The following is a 19,758-nucleotide window of genomic DNA, read 5'->3' as shown; positions in this document are numbered from 1 at the left end:
ATTATGAAAAAACGAGTAAAATCCCTGCCATGGGTGGTATCTTATGCAAGCAGAAACTTTGTGAAGTTCTGTCTTTTATGGATATTCTCCCTTTCTTCACTCATGATTCAAGCACAGGACAATCAGAGAATCTCCATCGACTTGAGAGGAGAAACGCTGGAAGCAGCGCTCTGGTATCTGCAGAATCGTACGAAATTTGTCTTTATGTATGGAACGGAAGATGTCGCTAATGTAACTGATATCACCATCAGAGCCAAAGACAAAACGATTACTGAAATTCTGGATGAATGTCTGGAAGGCACTAACCTGACTTACGAAATCTCTGGTAGCGCAATTGTTATAAAGAAAAGACAAAGCCAAAAGATAACCATCAGCGGTTGGGTCCGGGATACTAACGGTGAGGCCTTGCCCGGCGCTACTATCACGATCCGAGGTTCTAAACATGGAGCCATTGCAGGATTGGACGGGCAGTACACGTTTAATATTCCAGCACAGGAAGGGTTGATTCTTACGTACTCTTTTATCGGAATGGAAAAGAAAACGGTAAAATATACGGGTAAAAAAACCATTAATGTCACTCTGAACAGCTCCACCAGCACAGAAATAGATGAGGTGGTGGTAACCGGATACCAGAATATTCAACGTCGTGACATCGTTGGATCTATTACCAGCATCAAAGCAAAAGATATCATCATGCCTTCGTTTACTACTATTGACCAAATGTTACAAGGACGTGTAGCGGGTATGGTTGTAACCAATACAAGCAGTCGTGTAGGTACTGCCCCCAAGATTCAGATTCGAGGTACCAGTACGTTGCAAGGAAACCGTGACCCATTGTGGGTAGTAGACGGCATTATCCAGGAAGATTTTCAGGTAACATTAGACAGTGGCGACCTGATGACTAAAAATTTGCAAGACATTATCGGTAACCAGATTTCGTGGTTAAATCCCGCCGATATCGAAAATATCACCATCTTGAAAGATGCTTCCGCCACTGCCATCTATGGTTCGAAAGCCTCTAACGGTGTAATCGAAATCACCACCAAGAAAAATACTACTGACCGACTAACCGTAAACTACTCCGCCAACTTTAACATCGGACAACGTCCTAATTATGGGATGTTCAACTTCATGAACTCTCAAGAACGTGTCCGTTTCTCACAAGAAGCGTTTGATGCAGGGGTTAATTATATAGAAACACCTTATAAGGATCTTAACACCTATGAAGGTATATTACGGATGCTGCAGGAACATGATATTTCAGACATCGAATACAGAAAGCTTTATAACGATATGGAAACCCGTAATACAGACTGGTTCAAACGCCTGACACGTCGTTCGTTCAGCCATACTCACAACGTTAGTGTTTCCGGCGGAACAAACAAGTTCAGTTATTCAGCATCCATAGGATATAATAACAGTGAAGGCCAGGAAATCGGCAACGACAACGAACGTATGACAGGCCGTATCGCCCTGATGTTACGCCCTATAGAAAAGCTAACTATCAATCTGACTTTAAACGGTAGTGTTTCTACCACAAATGGCTTTTTCAACGAAGTCAACCCAATGAGTTATGCTACTAACACCAACCGCATCATCGATCCGGACGCTTATTATATGCAAAGGAACGGCTACAACTCTAAAACTGGTAAGATACAAACCCTTTCATACAATTTTATCAATGAACGGGACAACAGCGGTTCAAAAGCACGTTCGAACTTCATGTCCGCCTCACTAGATGTAAACTGGCGTATTCTTGATTGGGTAACCTACCAATTCACCGGAGGTTATTCGAATAACAATAGTACGAATGAAAGCTGGGCTACCGAACGTACTTACTATATTGCCAACGAGTATCGCGGCTACGATTTTAATTCCGTTACTCCCACCAGTGCTGAATTTAAAGCTGCGCAGCTTCCATTCGGAGGTATATTGTATACAAACGACAACAACCAGTATTCCTACAATATTCAGAACAAGTTACAATTCAGTAAAGCATTCAATCCTGATAACCGATTGAACGCATTATTGGGTATGGAACTCCGTTCATCTACAGCGAAAGGAACAGCCAATAAAGTTTGGGGATATGTGCCGGACAGAGGTGAACGTATTGTTGCTCCTACCATACCAAGTGAAGTGATAACTCCCAACAATCCTCCAACAGGCTGGGGAATATTAGGAGATATTTATAGTAGAGGCTGGCAAAGAACAGACAATACCAACAACTTCCTTTCATTCTTCGCTACTTTCGCATATTCATTCAAGAATCGCTATGTAGTCAATGCCAATGTACGAAATGATGCCTCCAACGTTTTCGGGCAGGATATAAACCATCGTATCGACCCGACTTATTCATTCGGTCTCTCCTGGAGAGCATCAGAAGAGGCTTTCTTTCAAAAACATTTGAAATGGATCACTACACTTAATTTCAGAGGAACATTCGGTATTCAGGGAAATGCTTTAACACGAGAAAGTCCTGAACTAATCTTAAGCCAACAGGGAGTACAACCCGGATATAATCGCTACTTCTCCACTATCGGCCAGATACCTAATCCATATCTCTCCTGGGAACGTACCAGAAACTGGAACTTCGGCGTGGATCTGGAACTGTTCCGTATGTTCTATATGAATCTGGAATATTATACCAGACGTTCCAATGCGGTAATCACCGTAGATTTGCCATTCGAATACGGAATTGATGATATGAAACGTAACGGTGGAATTATTTACAATCGGGGAATTGAATACACATTATCATTCACGCCTATCCAAAAGCGCGATTTCAGCCTGAACATCAACCTGAATGCCTCTAAAAACTGGAACAAAGGTGGAGAAACCAAAATTGACAGAAACACAGCAATGTACTTGAGAGGAGGTAGTACACAGATATTAAAAGAAGGTTATCCGCTGAGTGCATTCTGGTCATACTCTTTTGCTGGTCTTGACGGAAGTAATGGTAAACCAATGTTCAACTACGTTGAGGTCCCAGATGAAGAAAAGAGCAAAAGTATCGATCCGACTACTTACTTGGTATATTCCGGAGAAACAGAGCCGTACTTCACCGGAGGTCTCGGTTTTAGTTTCCGTTACAAATCTTTGTCATTAAATACCAGTTTCTCCCTTTTATTAGGTAGTAAAAAACGCTTGCCGTCACCTTACAGTGATTTTCAAGGAAGCGGCAGTATGATGCCGGATCCAACCAAAAATGTAAACCGCGATTTACTAAACCGTTGGCAAAAGCCCGGAGATGAGGTCTACACAAATATTCCCGGACTTCCGACATGGCCGATAGAAATAGGGTGGACCCTGCCTAATACAGATAGTGCAGAATCAGCTATTGAAATGTGGGAGAAATCAGATGCTATGGTAGTCAGTGGTTCATTCCTACGTTGTCGTAACATCGGATTATCATGGCAAATGAAAAAAGAATGGTGTGACAAGATCCATGCAAAAAACCTAGCTATCAATTTTAATATGGATAACATATTTGTAATAGCCAGCAAACGTTTCAATGGCTTCGACCCGGAATTAGAAAACAGTATCATGCCACGATCTTTCTCACTGGGACTTAATATCGGATTTTAAACTATAAACAAAGAAAGATATGAAACTTAAATATTTAATCTATACAATTACATTGACAAGTCTCACTGCCTGCAGTGATTTCTTAGAGCCCAAGTCACAAAGCAAATACATCCCCAAGGATGCCAATGCATTACAGGAGATGCTTATTGGAGAGGCTTATCCCCAACAAGGGAATACCAAATTTCTAGCCTATTTGGAAATACTTGCAGATGATATCGATCAAAATCAAGTGGAGGGTTACGAATTCCCTGAAAATGAACAGGGAAAAATGGAAACATTCGAGGTACTGTACAGTTGGCAACCCAATATGTTCGAAATGCAACAAAAATTAGGACAAGAGCCGAGCAATACATGGGGAAACCTTTATGAATATATTTTAGGAGCCAATGCTGCACTTGATTATACTGACGAAGTGTCCGGTACAGAAGCTGAAAAAAATTACATCAAGGCACAATCCTATGCTTTGAGGGCTTTCTTCTATTATATGCTGGTTAATCAATACGGACTTCCATATAATTACGACAAAGAATCATTGGGAGTTCCTCTAAAAATTGACAGTAAAATGAGAGATGAAGGTGAGGTACTGATGAAACGAAATACGGTAGAGGAAGTATATCTACAGATTGTTGCCGACCTAAACGAAGCAGAACGTTTATTCTTGACTCTCTCCGCCGCACAACAATATGAGCCAAACTACCTCGTTAGCCTACCTATGGTGCAATTATTAAAATCACGTGTGGCTCTCTATATGGAAAATTGGAAAGAGGCAAAAACGTATGCAGAAAAAGTTATCAAAGATTGGAACTTTTCACTGCGCGATCTGAATACAATCCCTGCACCGGAAGCGGGTATGAAAGAACCTTATTATACATTCAACACCTATGATTCTCCAGAAGTTATCTGGAGTTATGGAACCATAAGAGATTTGACAGGTGAATACGAAGGTTATATTGAAAAGGAAGGTAAGAATAATAACGATACCAGAAGAAAATTCAAAGCAGCAGATGAGTTGATTAACAGTTTCTCGGAAGGTGACTTACGCAAAGATCGTTATATTACTCGGGAGATACAGTATAATGAAGATGTCCCAGAGAGCAGTACATTTTATAATACGTATCTTCCCTATGGCAAATATAAGACGCTCCGTTCTGTCCCCACTTCCGGAAGCAGTGATTATTTCGCACTCTCTTTCCGGGTAGCAGAAGCTTATCTGAATTATGCTGAAGCTGCTGCCATGAGTCAAGCAGAAGGAGAAGCTATCACCACTATGAACGCACTACTGGAAAAACGATATGACGAAGGAAACATACCATCCTTTTCGGGATTGAGTGGAGATGATCTTATTACCAAGATACGTGAAGAACGCAGAAAAGAACTTTGTTACGAAGGCCAACGCTGGTTTGACTTACGTCGATATGGCATGCCTTCCATACAGCACAAATGGGAAGGAAAAATTTACACATTAACAAAAAATGATCCTTCATACGTATTACCTATACCTCCAAATGTATTGCAAAGAAACTTACTATTGGAACAAAATCCGTTCGGTCCGGAACGGGTTGGAGTTTCCATAACAAACTAACTATAAATTATAAAAATAATGATCGTTAATCCTAAACAACAGAAAATTATGAAGCCAATATATAACGTATGGATATTATTGTTCTGTCTCACATTCACGTCTTGCTACGAAGATGATTCAATTATCCCGACACCAGACCCACTTGCACAGGCCGGAGGATTTGAGTTTCCCCAAGGAGATAATTCTTGGGACAATGATGCCATGAAAATCTACCAAGACTTCGGAGTGAAAATAATATATAAAGATATCACAGAAAAAGACCTCAATAAAAATTGGACAGGTGGTGGTATCGGTGGCTCTACAAGAGTGTTCGAAAATTGTCTCAATGAGGAGATGGCGGCATTCTATATTACTTTTATGAAAAATCATATATTCCCTTATCTTAATCGGGAAGTTACGGACAGAGTATTTCCCATGTATTGGTATGTGGGATACAATTACTCGGTATTTGCCTCCATTGTACCGGGAGTGTTAGAATATTATGTAGCATTATCCGAACATGAAGAAAGCCAAACTGACTGCTGGGTAACTTGCTTCTGGGGAGATGCAGCTCACAGCACCTATGATGATCCAATCTCTGGATGGAAAACCCCTATTGCCGGCAACAAGGACAGTTTTACTGTGCGTCGCTTCAAAATAATTGATGAAGTTATAAACACAGCCATCACCAGAGGTAACATTATCGTACCCGAAGATGAATTTGATGCAGGATTCGACCATTCAACTAAGATTGTCAGAAATGAAGATATTGAAAGCAAAGCTGATCCTAATTATTATCTTAGAAGAGGCTATCCCGGTGATGTAAATTCATTATCAGCAAAATATAGTAAACCACATTCTGATAATCCTCCAACAGCCAAAGAAACATTTATCGGTTACATGCAAATAGCCATGCGTCTTACTAAGGAAGAACGGGAAGCAATGTGGCCTTCGGCAACCTATCCATTTATGAGTAGTAAGTTCGAGTTTGTAACCAATTATCTAAAAAAATACAATATTGACCTGGAAGCTATCGCTCAAGGACCGGAAGAATGGGATATCAAACCTTATCCGGAACTACCAGAAGCTGATGCAGGAGATGACGATGATGATCCTTGGGGAGACTGGTAGAACTTTTTTCTTTATCCAGTAGTAACCAAGTTATTAAAATAGATACGGATAACGACAAAGCTATTCGTTGCTTTACGATATATTATAAAACTCAATATTATGGAATTAATAAAAAGACTCTCACTAATACTATTGCTTTTATGCACCACCTCCTCCCTATGGAGCAACGGCGGACTGCAGTTTAAGGGAAAGTTAAGGATACTTAGACCTACTACCTTACAAGTAAAAGATTTGAATGGAAACCTTGTTTTGACTTGTTCCATCAGCCAGAACGGAGTATTCGAAACAGAAAAGAAAGAGATCCAGCCCGACGTATATACGCTATGTATCGGGAAAACGGAACAAAACATTTACTTTGAAAATACTTCTGTTAGTATCAATGGCTTTTTCGATGAAAAGAATCCCGAACAAAGCTCACTTTCATTCACCGGCATTGATCCGTTTCTGACTTTACAAAACTATATGCCGGCCGAAAGAGATCCGGATAAAGCAACAATCTCGACTTCTGCCAAAGAAAAACTGACGCCTGCCATGGCGTCAGCATTAGCTTATCTGGCAGATGTGAATGATTACCCATCCAACAAAATGTTATTGGATATGATACCGGAACAAGATAGGAATTCTTTGTCTGCCAAATGGTTAATCAACAAAGTAGAAGTTCTCTCCCACCAGATCATCGGTGCAGAATGTCCTGGTTTTACGTTCATTGACAGCAATGGAAAGAGTGTAAGTTTAAAAGACTTCCGTGGAAAAATTGTCGTACTGGATTTCTGTGCTTCCTGGTGTGGTCCTTGCCGCAAAGAGATGCGCAGTATGCTGACAATATATAATGATCTGAAAGCGGATGATTTAGAATTCATCAGTGTTTCGTTGGATGACAGCGAAGCAAAATGGAGAAAAATGCTGGATGAAGAAAAACTGCCGTGGGTGATGTTGTGGGATAAAACAGGATTTCCCAAAAACAGCAAGACTCCAAGCGCTATTCAGGCTGCTTACGGTTTCTACTCCATCCCTTTCCTCGTTGTCATTGACAAAGAAGGCAAACTCGCTGCACGTAATGTCCGGGGTGAACAGGTGCGTGAAGCCATTTTAAAAATAAGAAAATAACTAGATTGTATAAATTATAACTCATCAACAATGAAGAAACTTATATTTCCTATCGTATGCTGTTTTATCAGCATTACAGTATCGGCTCAGTTAGTCAAACAAGAAGCAGAAACACAAAAGAAACAATCCGAACTGGACTGGTTTAACTGTTCTTTCGACAAAGACAGTGTATATGGTGCCGAAGTAAACAAGGCTTACGAGTATCTGAAAGCTAACAAAAAGAAAGCTAAAAAAAGACCGGTTGTTGCATTGATCGGAACAGGAATGGACGTAGAACACGAAGACCTGAAACATGCAATCTGGATGAACCCGAAAGAAAAACTAAACCAAAAAGATGATGATAAAAACGGGCTTGTTGACGATATCAATGGCTGGAACTTCATCGGAGGTAAAGACGGTCAAGTAATGGAAGCTCTGACGCGCGAAGGAGAACGTGAATTTTTCCGCCTAAAAGATAAATATGCTGACTATATTTTCGATGGAAAAAAGTACTATAAGATTGTCAATGGAAAACGCCAAGAAGTTCCCGTACCGGAAAATATGGAAGAATATAACTACTATCGCTATAAAGTCATGCCGGAATCAAGAATCGGAGGAACCTATGGTGGTCTCCAACTTTCTTATGTAATAGAAGAATATGTTGAAAAGTTCGATAAGGACATGAAAAAACGCTTCCCCGGAAAAGAGTTAACCGTTGAGGACTTCCAAAGTTGTTATGATCCCAAAGCAGAAAGAGACAGTCTTTCAGAAGTTGCCTTTGTGTTTACTGCCTACTATTTCAGTATCTATAATACGGATAAATGGGAACCCGTATATCAAAATATGGGAAAGAAAAGTGTAGCAACAGCCAAAACGTCCTATGAAGATGCTTTAAAGAAATACGGAACTGATAACCGGAAAGAAATTGTAGGTGATAATCCCTTGGATATTAACGACACACAATATGGCAATAATGTACTGTTGACGTCTGACGCAGCAACAGGAGTTATGAAAGCGGGAGTGATCGCAGCCAAACGCGACAACGGTGTCGGAAGTAACGGTATTGCCGATAATGCAGAAATTATGACTTTACGTATTCATCCGGGAGAAGGAGAACCTTATTTAAAAGATATGGCACTGGCCATCCGGTATGCAGTAAACCACGGAGCGGATATTATTTTATTGCCGGAACAAAATTCGTTATACCCGGAAGAACAGAGACAATGGGTAGCAGATGCGCTGAAAGAAGCTGAAAAGAAAGGAGCATTGGTAATAGTTCCGGTTTGGGATCTGTCAGTAGATATGGATAAAGATGAATTCTTCCCTAACCGGAAGATGAGAAAAGACGGAGAACTTACCAATTTTATGGTGGTTGCTTCTTCTGATAAGAATGGAAATCCGGTACTAAACACCAATTACGGTGCAACTACTCTCGATCTTTATGCACCGGGAACAGATATTTATTCATCCTATATGGGTGATACGTACCAAAAAGGTACAGGTGAAGGAATGGCTTCGGCTACTGTAGCCGGTGTAGCTGCCTTAGTGAAATCATATTTCCCTAAATTAACCGGCTCGCAAATCCGTGACATACTACTGAAGAGCGTCACTTCACGCAAAGGGGTGGAAGTGGAAAAAGGAATCCGCGTAAACGACAGTCCTTCACAAGACTTGTTCCTTTTCGATGATTTGTGTATTTCCGGAGGTATTGTAAACGCTTATCAGGCAATTTTGGAAGCAGAAAAAGTCAGCAAATAAAATTAGCTTATGAAGTATACGACTCGTATGATAGGAACCGTTGTCGCCTTTTGCATGGCGGTTCCTGTATTCGCCCAACAATATAAGGCAACTATACCTTACCGGATGGTAGGTGAAAAGATGATTATCGAAATGAAAGTGAACGGCACGGCACGTCCTTTCATTTTTGATACAGGAGGACGTACGGCACTCACGACTCAAGCCTGCCAGGCACTGCAAATGGCAGCCACCGACTCGGCTAAAGTAACGGATGTGAATAACGTGGAAAGCTATTACAAGACTACCCGGATAGAGAACCTGACTACCCCCGACCATGTTATTAATTTCAAAAATGCTCCGTCACTGGTCATTGATGAAGTAAAAGGCTGGGAATGTTTTGGAGTAGATGGCATCATCGGCAGTGATTTATTCGCCAACACCATTGTCACTATTGATTCACAAGCCAAAAATATTATAGTTACCTCTGCTGAAAAGCCATCGACAGTGTCTTTACGAAAGATGTTGAATTTCACCAAAGGGGGCGGTATGCCGATCGTCAGCATACAAATAGCTCCGGTTAGCAATATAAATGTATTATTCGATACAGGTAGTCCCAGTCTGTTATCACTTATCGAAAGTGATTTTGAAAAAATCAAACTGGAAGCCTCTATGGAAGTGGTTTCCGAAGGGTATGGAGAAGGGAGTATCGGAGTATCTGGCCAGGCGGACAAAGCTTCTTCTTACAGGGTTCGTATTCCATTGCTATCAGTCGGAGCCACCAAATTCCGTAACGTAACAACCAGCACCAACAATCACCCTTACACATTATTGGGCGTCAAACTGTTGCAATACGGTAAAGTGACCATTGACTATCCACGCGGAAGATTCTATTTCGAAGCATTTCAACCGGACAATGAAATAAACAATCAAGGTAACAACTTTGACTTAACGGTCAAAGACGGAGATTTGTTTGTATCTACCGTATGGAGCAGTACGAAAGGTAAGATAGCAGTCGGAGACAAGGTAGTTAAAATCAATGGCAAACCTGCTAAGAAATATGACTTCTGCGAAAGTATTCTGAACGGAATACCGGAATTAAAAGAGAAAAAGAAGACGAAACTGACGATTGAGACAGCTTCCGGAGTAAAGGATATTATCTATGAAAAAGAATAATATGAAAAGTATAGGAATACTGACCGGCTTATGGCTGCTATTATTTCTAAACTGCGGACAAAGAATGGCAGCGCAAATCCGGAATAAGGTTTGCGACACCATTCCTTATGAGTTTATACAAGAGAAAATCATTATCCCCGTCACTGTTAACGGTATAAAAGTGAAATATATCGTCGATACGGGAGGAAGAACCGGAACGATGTATGATGCCGCAACGGAAATGAAAGCTACTGCCGCAGGATATATGCGTATCTCCGATGTGAATGCACAAGGCTCCAATTATCAGGAAGCGCACGTACAGAATGTTTCTATCGGGGAAAACTATAAAATCAAGCAGTTGAAGACGATGGTACTGCCTAAGAATCCATTCTTCACCGGACTAGGGGTTGTCGGTATTCTTGGAGGAGACGCTTTCGCACAGTCGGTAGTCACATTCGATTCCCGTTCTAAAATAATGGTTATCAATTATCCGTATCGTCCCGAAGGACTAAAAGTAACGGATGGGATTCCGCTGTTGGATGAGACGGATCATCACTCCATTGTCAATGTCCGCTTAGGGGACAATGACTTCAAGGTTCTGTTCGATACAGGTGCGGGAGGCTTTCTGCTTTATTCTACAGAAGATTATGAAAGGCTGTCTGACATTTCGAAAGTTACTAACCATGGATATGGTATCGTAGCTGCCGGAATAACAGGTCTAGGCAAGCCGGTGGATATAAAGAAGGTGACTGTTCCTCCTATCAACATCATGGGGAAAGAATTCACGAACGTGGGTAGTACGACCACAGTGATGAATGGAAGCATCATCGGGGTGGATTTACTGGAATACGGTAAAGTAATTATCGATTATATGCGCAGACGATTCTACTTTTTCCCGTTTGAAGAAGGAAAAACCGACATGGGCGGTGCTCCCGCTCTCTGGAACGTGAGTATTCTGCCACGCAATGACAGATTCGAAATTACAACGATCTGGGACAGCATGAAAGATAAAGTTGCTTTCGGCGACCAGGTGATTAATATCAACGGTACTTCTTTGGACGATTGTCCCATGAGCCAAATGGCTGTGGAAGATATCATGAACGCCATCCCCGGTGATACCGGTTATATTATTGTCAAGAAAGACAATCAAGAGAAAAAGATTGAAATCAGGAAAGAGAAATGAACTTTAAACAGAAAAAAGATATGAAGCGAATAATAACAAAGATGTATCTCTGTCTACTTGCATTTTGTATTGCCGGAGGAATCAGTGCACAGACACAGAACAGTATGACAGAGGTCATTCCATTCAAAACCATTGATGGAAAGATTATCGTAGAAGCCGCCATTAATGGCGAAGTGGCAGACTTCGTCCTCGATCTGTCAGGACATAACGCCCTGCTTCCTGAGGCTCTCAAGAAGTTACGCATCGACACGGGGAAGAACGGTACTTTTAGTGCTTATCAGGATTTTGTATTCAAACAAGTACCTGTTGGAAAAGTATATGAAATGGCAACAGTTGCTATTGGCAACAACACGTTTAACAACGATCTGCCTGCTTTCACTCTGGAAGACGAACCATATCTGCGCAAGCTGGGAGTGATGGGTGTATTAAGCGGTGCTATTTTCCGCACTTCCGTTCTGACTATTGATATGCAGCGGAAAAAACTCACAATTACGCAGCCCTATCGTCCTTCTTACATGAAATTAAACTACCGGGAGAACTTTGAGCTAATTACAGGATTAGGAATCGTATGTCCGATATCCATTCAGGGAAAACCCGTTTCTCTTGTTCTGGATACATGGAGCGAAGGATTAGTGAATCTTACCGAAAAAGATTTCAATACATGGAGCACACAATATACCAAAGGAACCAACCAAAAAGTTTCCAATGGATATAAAGAAGCGACTCAAGAAGAGGAAAGCCTCATCTTACCTGAAACCATGTTTGTAAAAACAAAGATTGAGGATGCCATGGCAGTGAAGAATCCATACCTGAAACGCTCCGTATTAGGCAAAAAGATATTGGACTACGGAATCATATCCATTGACTATATTCATCAGAAAATTTATTTCCAGCCGTTTGACATGGTTCCTATACCGGAAGCGGAAGCTAAAGTAACGGAAACTAAAGTTGAAGACGGTAAACTGAATCCGATTACCCGCCAATTCTTCCTCGAACACATCTTCGACTACAGAAAAGGGAACGATTTCGTTTATAATGGCGACAAACCGGTTGTAATTGATTTCTGGGCAACTTGGTGTGGACCTTGCATGCGCTTACTTCCGGAAATGGAAAAGCTGGCTGAAAAGTATAAAGGTAAAGTTGTATTCTACAAGGTTAATGCGGACAAAGAAAAGGATTTATGCAATCACTTCGGTGTACAGGCATTGCCTACCTTATTCTTCATACCTGCAGGCGGCAAACCGATTATTGAAGTCGGAGCTACTCCGGAGAAGTACGTACAAATCATCGAAGAGCAACTACTGAAATAAAAACTCTCTCTTAATTATATAACTACATTAATCTGAAACTTTAGCTAAAAGCCGGACATCATTCCGGCTTTTTTTATTTCCATATTATTGGAACTTATCATATAAACAAGTACATTTGCCCTGTCAAATCTATTTATAACTTAACACACATTTTGACCATGAAGAAAAGTATTTCTCTTCTTCTTTTGTCCTTGCTAATGATTACCCCCAGTTGCCAGAAGACAAAAGAAGCGGCGAACGAGTACAACATCGTTCCCAAACCCAACCAGATTCTTCCACAGGAAGGACGCTTTGAACTAAACAACAAAGTCTGCCTCGTAGTTCTCTCGGATGCTCCGGAAGTAAAAAGCATTGCCGACAGCCTGGCCGAACAACTAAAACTGACAGCAGGAATCTCCTTGAAAGAAGCTGAAAGTGCAGATGGAAAAACGGCGATCTCTTTTGTTGTACAGGAAGGTATGCCGAAAGAAGGTTATAAATTATCGGTCACTCCCAGTCTCATTACACTCACCGCTTCCCAGCCAAACGGATTCTTTTATGGAGTGCAGACTCTTTATCAGTTACTCCCTCCGGCAATTTACGGAAAGCAGTTGGATAAGAAAGCTGACTGGTCGGTTCCTGCCGTAGAAATCGAAGATTCACCCCGTTTTGTTCATCGCGGACTCATGTTGGATGTATGCCGCCATTATGTACCGATAGACTACATTTACAAGTTTATCGACTTACTGGCTATGAACAAGATGAATGTCTTCCACTGGCATTTGACAGACGATCAGGGATGGAGAATCGAGATCAAGAAATATCCCAAATTGACGGAAATCGGTTCCAAGCGTGAAAAGACATTAGTAGACTATTACTATGTAAACTATCCGCAAGTATTCGACGGAAAAGAACATGGAGGTTATTATACACAGGAGCAAATCAAAGATGTAGTGGCTTATGCTGCAAGTAAATACATCAATGTTGTTCCCGAAATAGAAATGCCGGGACATGCATTGGCTGCACTTGCCGCCTATCCGGAATTGTCATGCGACTCTACACAGACTTACAAAGTATCTCCTACCTGGGGAGTATTCGAACAGGTATTCTGTCCGAGTGAAACGACTTTCAAATTCTTTGAAGGAGTGATGGATGAAGTTATAGAATTATTCCCCAGCGAATACATTCACATCGGTGGCGATGAATGTCCCAAGACAGCGTGGAAGAACAGTGCTTTCTGCCAGCAGTTAATCCGCCAGTTAGGGTTGAAAGATGATACAACTCCCAGTAAGATAGACGGAATAAAGCACAGCAAAGAAGATAAGTTGCAGAGCTATTTCGTTACCCGTATGGAGAAATACCTGAATAGCAAAGGCAAAAACATCATTGGCTGGGATGAAATTCTCGAAGGTGGTCTGGCTCCCAATGCGACTGTTATGTCATGGCGCGGTGTAGAAGGCGGTATGAACGCAGCCAAAGCAGGACATAATGCCATCATGACTCCGAATCCTTATGTATATCTGGACTACTATCAGGAAGAGCCGGAAATTGCTCCGACTACTATTGGCGGATACAATACCTTGAAGAAAACATATAGTTATAACCCTGTTCCGGACGACGCTGACGAGCTTGCTAAGAAGCATATCATCGGAATACAAGGTAATATTTGGAGAGAATATATGCAGACTTCAGAACGTACAGACTACCAGGCTTTCCCACGTGCAATGGCTATCGCCGAAACGGCCTGGACACAAAACGCAAACAAAGACTGGAAGAATTTCTGCGAACGGATGGTGACTGAATTTGAACGTTTGAAAGTTATGAACACCCAACCTTGTCTCAACTTCTATGACGTAAATATAAATACGCACGCAGATGAAAACGGCCCTTTAATGGTATTGCTGGAAAGTTTCTACCCGAATGCGGAAATCCGGTATACAACGGACGGCAGCGAACCGTCCAAAGTGTCCATCTTATATGAAAAGCCTTTCGTTCTTGAAGGTAATATCGACCTGAAAGCCGCTGCTTTCAAAGACGGAAAGATGTTGGGCAAAGTAGCTCACAAGCCACTGTATGGCAATTTATTGACAGGAAAGCCCTATACGGTTAATTATACGATGGGATGGACAGGCGATATATTCGATGAAAACGATGTATTAGGAGCTGACAAAACCACCTTTGGACTGACCAACGGCAAACGAGGCAATAATGCTTCTTATACTCCGTGGTGTAGTTTTGGCATCGTGGAGGGTAAGGACTTGGAATTTATCGTTCATCTGGATAAACCGACACAAGTCAGCAAAGTTATTTTCGGTTCTTTATTCAATCCTGCCATGAGAATTCTTCCTGCAGGAGGAGTTGCTGTAGAAGTATCAGCAGACGGCAAGCAATACACACGGATAGCCGAAAAAGCTTTGAAACACGATTATCCGGAAACAGGAAGAATTGCATTCACCGATTCCATTGAGTTTGAACCGGCACAGGCTACATTCCTGAAAGTCAAAATCAAGAATGGTGGCACACTGCGTAATGGTGTCAACTTTGAAAAGAATAACGGGCCGGAAGTCATTCCTGCCGAATTATGGATAGATGAAATAGAAGCGTATTAACCAAAGACAATCGACAAATATTGTTCGAAAAGCTTTGAGTTTATAAAATAAAGGGGAGCAAGACTCCCCTCTCAACAAAATCACCCACGCTACAGATTAAACTCTAGCGTGGGTGATTTTCATATTTATAAGGGTTTTAATACCCTCCTATGGTCGGATATAAACCGGATTAAATGAGTCCTTTGGCAGAAAGATAACGTTCTGCTTCCAAAGCAGCTTTACAACCACTTCCCGCAGCCGTAATAGCCTGACGATAATGCGGATCGGCAACATCTCCTGCCGCAAAAACTCCGGGAACTTTTGTACGGGGACTATCACCTTCCGTGATGATATAGCCCACTTCGTCCGTATCAACGTATTCTTTAAAGATTTCAGTATTCGGTTGATGTCCGATAGCCAGGAAGAAACCGTCGATAGGCAAGCTGTAACGTTCTTCATCCGGTTCGCCCCAACGTTTCACCAGGTTTACACCTTCTACCCCATTGTCGCCAAACAAACCAACTGCGTTGTGTTCAAAAAGAACTTCTATTTTCTCGTGGTTCATTACTCGTTCCTGCATAATCTTCGATGCGCGCAGGAAAGGTTTACGGACAATCAGATATACTTTGGATGCAAGTCCGGCAAGATAAACAGCTTCTTCACAAGCCGTATCACCGCCACCGACTACGGCAACTACTTTCTTACGATAGAAAAATCCGTCACAAGTGGCACAAGCGCTTACACCCATTCCGGCATATTTTTTTTCATCTTCCAGTCCCAGATATTTAGCAGTAGCTCCGGTAGCAATAATCAATGATTCTGTTTCAATAACCTTATCACCGTCGATTGTTATTTTATAAGGGGCTTTGCTCAAATCGGCCGCCGTAGCAATACCGAAACGAACATCTGTTCCGAAACGGCTCGCCTGTGCACGCAAATCTTCCATCAACTGCGGACCACTGATTCCTTCCGGATAACCGGGGAAATTCTCCACATCCGTGGTAGTAGTCAACTGGCCACCCGGTTGCAATCCTTCATAAAGCACCGGACATAAATTTGCACGTCCTGCATAAATCGCTGCCGTATATCCGGCAGGTCCTGAACCTATAATCAGGCATTTCACTTTTTCTATTTCTGCCATTTTAATTTATCTTTATCGTTTTGTTATAAACGTATATTATCTCAAATCTATTACCTCCGCATTGGGGTATTGTTTCTTATCAAACGTAAAAACCTGATCCGCATAATTCTGCTTAGTCTGATAACTTGTAATGGTTATCTCATTACGCGTCTGCTGACCACGCTGTTGAAGCAAAATACACAAAGGTTCATAAGTATCCTTTGTCACAAAAAGAGTGATATGTTCCAACTCCTGTTTCTTATCCCTGGCAGTCAAAACGACTTCCCAAACGGCTTTTCCACGATACGTCTTAGTTGCTCCTAACTTATAAGAGAATCCTTTCTGATACATATATAGAAACGTATACGGATTAATCTGCTGCAACTCTTCCTGTGTCGGATTGCTGACGTTCACTTCATCATTCTTTGTCACATAACTCCACTGCGTTTTTCCATCAAACCAAGTGATGATATCCGACGTTTTCAGTACGAATTTCTCTCCTTTCAACTGAATCGTTCCATTTTCTGCACCTTCTACCAGACCGTTCGTCACAGCCTTTACAGTAAAATCAGCCTTTACACCACCTGCTTTACGAAACACCTCTGCCGTCTTGTCAAGAATGACTTTAGCCTGCGACTGTTGTTGGGCAATCACAGGCAAAGACAGTAAAGCTATTAAAACACTAAAAATGTACTTTCTCATTTGATTAATAAACGAACGGTTACTGTAAATTGTTCAATCGCATTTCAAGATCGTTATCATCCATGCACAAGACATCGCGCGCCTTGCTTCCCTGGGTAGGACCTACGATTCCCGCTTTTTCGAGTTGGTCCATAATACGTCCGGCACGGTTGTAACCGATAGCGAATTTACGCTGAATTAACGAAGTGGAACCTTGCTGATGGATCACTACCAGTCGGGCTGCATCTTCGAACAACGGATCAAGCCGTCCCATATCAATATCTCCTACTTCACTACCACCATCTTCGCTCACGAACTCTGGCAGGAAGAACGGAGTAGGATAACTTTGCTGACGGGCAATAAACTTCGTAATTTCTTCCACTTCCGGCGTATCGATAAAGGCACACTGCACACGCACCGGATCGGCTCCCTGCAAGAAGAGCATATCACCCTTACCAATCAAACGGTTAGCACCCGGACGGTCGAGAATGGTACGGGAGTCCATCATGGCAGATACACGGAATGCGATACGTGCAGGGAAGTTGGCTTTGATCGTACCTGTAATAATATTAGTAGTCGGACGCTGTGTAGCGATAATCATGTGGATGCCGACAGCACGCGCCAACTGTGCAATACGGGCAATCGGAAGTTCCACTTCCTTACCGGCGGTCATAATCAAATCTCCGAACTCGTCAATCACCACTACGATATACGGCATAAACTTATGTCCCTTTTCTGGATTCAGGCGGCGGTTGATAAATTTCTCGTTATATTCTTTGATATTACGCACATGTGCCATCTTCAAAAGATCATAACGGGTATCCATCTCCACACAAACAGAGTTCAGGGTTTGCACTACTTTCGTTACGTCCGTAATAATCGGTTCGCCTCCATCAGGAAGTTTGGCAAGGAAGTGATTTTCAATCACCGAATAGATACTGAATTCCACTTTCTTCGGATCGACCAGCACAAACTTCAATTCTGCCGGATGCTTCTTATATAATAAGGAAGTGATAATGGCATTCAAACCGACTGATTTACCCTGACCGGTTGCACCTGCCACCAATACGTGCGGCATCTTGCAAAGGTCGAACATAAAGACTTCGTTCGTGATCGTCTTACCCAATACAATAGGCAAGTCATATTTGGATTCCTGAAATTTCTTACTTCCGATCACACTCTGTCCGGAAACAATCTTCGGATTCTTGTTCGGTACTTCAATACCGATAGTTCCTTTACCCGGTATCGGAGCAATAATACGGATACCATCAGCGGAAAGGCTCAATGCGATATCATCTTCCAAACCACGGATTTTAGAAATACGTACTCCCTGTTCCGGAGTAATTTCATATAGAGTTACCGTAGGTCCCACGGTTGCTTTAATCGTACTGATTTCGATTCCGAAGCTGCGCAATGTATTGATGATGCGGTCTTTATTTGCATTCTGCTCGTCCATGTCAATCGTCGGATCATCATTTTCAAAATGCTTCATCAAATCGATAGTCGGGAAACGGTAGTTTTCCAAGTCCTTAGTAGGATTATACGGTTCGAGTTCAGGTCCTTGGTATTCTTCTTCCGAAGCTGCCGGTTCCACCTCAAATCCGGGTTCCGCCTCTTCCAAAGAGTCTTCCTGCACAATAGGAACAGGATTGGAAACAGTCGGTTCAAATACCATAGTCACTCCTTCACTTTCGTCAGATACGGAAGTATCTTCCTTTTCCGGTTTATTAATAGGAAAGTCGTCTTCAGGTTCTTCAGCCTGAATATCCATCACTGGTGCCGGAGGAGGTGTCTGTTTATACGTCCGTTTCAAATTGAACTCCACTTCTTGCGGTTGGGAAGTCGTAAATTCCGGATCTCCTTCCGGAACATTCTCCTTTTCTTCTTTCTTTTCGCGTTTCAAGAAACTCAATGCGAAGAGTTTACGCAACCAGATGACGGTACGTGCACTTATATATATGAAGAAACAGATAGCCGTTATCAACAGGATCATCCACACACCGGGTACTCCAACTTGCGAAATCAGCCAACGACTGACATTATATCCGTGCATACCTCCCAAATAAATGAAGGAATCCTGATAATGATCCATAAAGGCAAATCCGAAGAATACGGAGAACCAGACCAGCAAGAGTGTGCAGCCGATAAACCACTTCCACAGACGTACAACACGTACACGCATTAACTTCAATCCTGCCACTGCCAGGAAAACAAGTATGAAGAAAGAGGAAACGCCGAAACAGTCATTAATCAGATAACTGGCCAACTGCGCTCCGCGTGAACCTGCATAATTCTTCACTTGATTATTAACAGCTGCCAAATCTGCCGAACTACCACTATCAATAATACTTTGATCGGCAGCCCCCGTGAAGAAGAAGGAAGAAAAAGCCAACAACAGGTAAACGGAAAAGATGACCAGCATCAATCCGATTACAAAATGAATGGTTTCATTCTTAAATACAGCCACAATTTTACTGGGGGAAGAGGGAGTACGTTCCGCCTCCTTATCTAATTTCTTCTTTGCCATGAGTCTTTAATTCTTTTTTATAAAACTGGAATGAGATTCTAAGCTGCAAAAATAATAAAAAAATAACGAGCACTACGCTCATTCAATCCTTTTTCTTACCTTTGCGTTTCAAATCAAT

Annotated in this window: 12 protein-coding genes; 9 read left to right on the top strand and 3 right to left on the bottom strand. The window is 41.9% G+C overall.

The genetic code is table 11. The features are described from left to right. Positions 1–3 precede the first annotated feature (3 nt). The 9 genes from Bovatus_RS22410 to Bovatus_RS22370 all read left to right on the top strand — a co-directional run bounded on the left by Bovatus_RS22410 (position 4) and on the right by Bovatus_RS22370 (position 15,333). Positions 4–3,585: a SusC/RagA family TonB-linked outer membrane protein gene (locus tag Bovatus_RS22410; protein WP_004320878.1), complete on the top strand. Its 3,582-nt coding sequence runs from the start codon at positions 4–6 to the stop codon at positions 3,583–3,585. Positions 3,586–3,604: 19 nt separating this feature from the next. Then, entirely contained in the window at positions 3,605–5,167 is a 1,563-nt protein-coding gene (locus tag Bovatus_RS22405) for a RagB/SusD family nutrient uptake outer membrane protein (protein WP_004301828.1), read from the top strand. Between the two features lie 48 nt (positions 5,168–5,215). Then, positions 5,216–6,277: a hypothetical protein gene (locus Bovatus_RS22400; RefSeq protein ID WP_032848711.1), complete on the top strand. Its 1,062-nt coding sequence runs from the start codon at positions 5,216–5,218 to the stop codon at positions 6,275–6,277. A 99-nt stretch (positions 6,278–6,376) separates the two neighbouring features. Beyond that, entirely contained in the window at positions 6,377–7,384 is a 1,008-nt protein-coding gene (locus Bovatus_RS22395; RefSeq protein ID WP_004301826.1) for a TlpA family protein disulfide reductase, read from the top strand. 30 nt (positions 7,385–7,414) lie between these two features. Beyond that, positions 7,415–9,121 (top strand): S8 family serine peptidase, encoded by a 1,707-nt coding sequence (locus tag Bovatus_RS22390; protein ID WP_004301825.1) that lies wholly within the window; start codon positions 7,415–7,417, stop codon positions 9,119–9,121. A gap of 9 nt (positions 9,122–9,130) precedes the next feature. After that, entirely contained in the window at positions 9,131–10,273 is a 1,143-nt protein-coding gene (locus tag Bovatus_RS22385; RefSeq protein ID WP_004301824.1) for an aspartyl protease family protein, read from the top strand. Continuing rightward, positions 10,260–11,435, top strand: a complete 1,176-nt coding sequence (locus tag Bovatus_RS22380) for a pepsin/retropepsin-like aspartic protease family protein (protein WP_004301823.1) — start codon at positions 10,260–10,262, stop codon at positions 11,433–11,435. The genes Bovatus_RS22385 and Bovatus_RS22380 overlap by 14 nt, the downstream gene beginning before the upstream one ends. Positions 11,436–11,455: 20 nt before the next feature. Then, positions 11,456–12,745: a thioredoxin domain-containing protein gene (locus tag Bovatus_RS22375; RefSeq protein WP_004320880.1), complete on the top strand. Its 1,290-nt coding sequence runs from the start codon at positions 11,456–11,458 to the stop codon at positions 12,743–12,745. A gap of 158 nt (positions 12,746–12,903) precedes the next feature. Beyond that, positions 12,904–15,333, top strand: a complete 2,430-nt coding sequence (locus Bovatus_RS22370) for a beta-N-acetylhexosaminidase (protein WP_004301821.1) — start codon at positions 12,904–12,906, stop codon at positions 15,331–15,333. 169 nt (positions 15,334–15,502) lie between these two features. Here Bovatus_RS22370 and trxB read toward each other — a convergent pair whose 3' ends face one another. Genes trxB through Bovatus_RS22355 form a run of 3 tightly spaced genes read right to left on the bottom strand, consistent with a single transcriptional unit; the run spans position 15,503 to position 19,640 of the window. Beyond that, positions 15,503–16,453 carry a thioredoxin-disulfide reductase gene (trxB, locus tag Bovatus_RS22365; protein ID WP_004301820.1) on the bottom strand — a complete coding sequence of 317 codons (951 nt, stop codon included), beginning with the start codon at positions 16,451–16,453 and terminating at the stop codon, positions 15,503–15,505. 36 nt (positions 16,454–16,489) lie between these two features. Beyond that, positions 16,490–17,134: a LolA-like putative outer membrane lipoprotein chaperone gene (locus Bovatus_RS22360; protein WP_004301819.1), complete on the bottom strand. Its 645-nt coding sequence runs from the start codon at positions 17,132–17,134 to the stop codon at positions 16,490–16,492. Between the two features lie 19 nt (positions 17,135–17,153). Further along, on the bottom strand, positions 17,154–19,640 hold the full coding sequence (locus Bovatus_RS22355) for a DNA translocase FtsK (RefSeq protein WP_004301818.1): 2,487 nt from the start codon (positions 19,638–19,640) through the stop codon (positions 17,154–17,156). Positions 19,641–19,758: the final 118 nt, after the last annotated feature.

Source organism: Bacteroides ovatus, assembly GCF_001314995.1.
In the GTDB taxonomy this organism is placed as follows: domain Bacteria; phylum Bacteroidota; class Bacteroidia; order Bacteroidales; family Bacteroidaceae; genus Bacteroides; species Bacteroides ovatus.
The sequence above is the reverse complement of the archived record's forward strand: the minus strand, read 5'-3'. Positions and strand labels throughout refer to the sequence as shown.

Bases quoted from the DNA above. Each gene is read 5' to 3' on its own strand.
- Bovatus_RS22410 (WP_004320878.1), top strand. From the start codon at position 4: ATGAAAAAACGAGTAAAATCCCTGCCATGGGTGGTATCTTATGCAAGC.
- Bovatus_RS22405 (WP_004301828.1), top strand. From the start codon at position 3,605: ATGAAACTTAAATATTTAATCTATACAATTACATTGACAAGTCTCACT.
- Bovatus_RS22400 (WP_032848711.1), top strand. From the start codon at position 5,216: ATGAAGCCAATATATAACGTATGGATATTATTGTTCTGTCTCACATTC.
- Bovatus_RS22395 (WP_004301826.1), top strand. From the start codon at position 6,377: ATGGAATTAATAAAAAGACTCTCACTAATACTATTGCTTTTATGCACC.
- Bovatus_RS22390 (WP_004301825.1), top strand. From the start codon at position 7,415: ATGAAGAAACTTATATTTCCTATCGTATGCTGTTTTATCAGCATTACA.
- Bovatus_RS22385 (WP_004301824.1), top strand. From the start codon at position 9,131: ATGAAGTATACGACTCGTATGATAGGAACCGTTGTCGCCTTTTGCATG.
- Bovatus_RS22380 (WP_004301823.1), top strand. From the start codon at position 10,260: ATGAAAAAGAATAATATGAAAAGTATAGGAATACTGACCGGCTTATGG.
- Bovatus_RS22375 (WP_004320880.1), top strand. From the start codon at position 11,456: ATGAAGCGAATAATAACAAAGATGTATCTCTGTCTACTTGCATTTTGT.
- Bovatus_RS22370 (WP_004301821.1), top strand. From the start codon at position 12,904: ATGAAGAAAAGTATTTCTCTTCTTCTTTTGTCCTTGCTAATGATTACC.
- trxB (WP_004301820.1), bottom strand. From the start codon at position 16,453: ATGGCAGAAATAGAAAAAGTGAAATGCCTGATTATAGGTTCAGGACCT.
- Bovatus_RS22360 (WP_004301819.1), bottom strand. From the start codon at position 17,134: ATGAGAAAGTACATTTTTAGTGTTTTAATAGCTTTACTGTCTTTGCCT.
- Bovatus_RS22355 (WP_004301818.1), bottom strand. From the start codon at position 19,640: ATGGCAAAGAAGAAATTAGATAAGGAGGCGGAACGTACTCCCTCTTCC.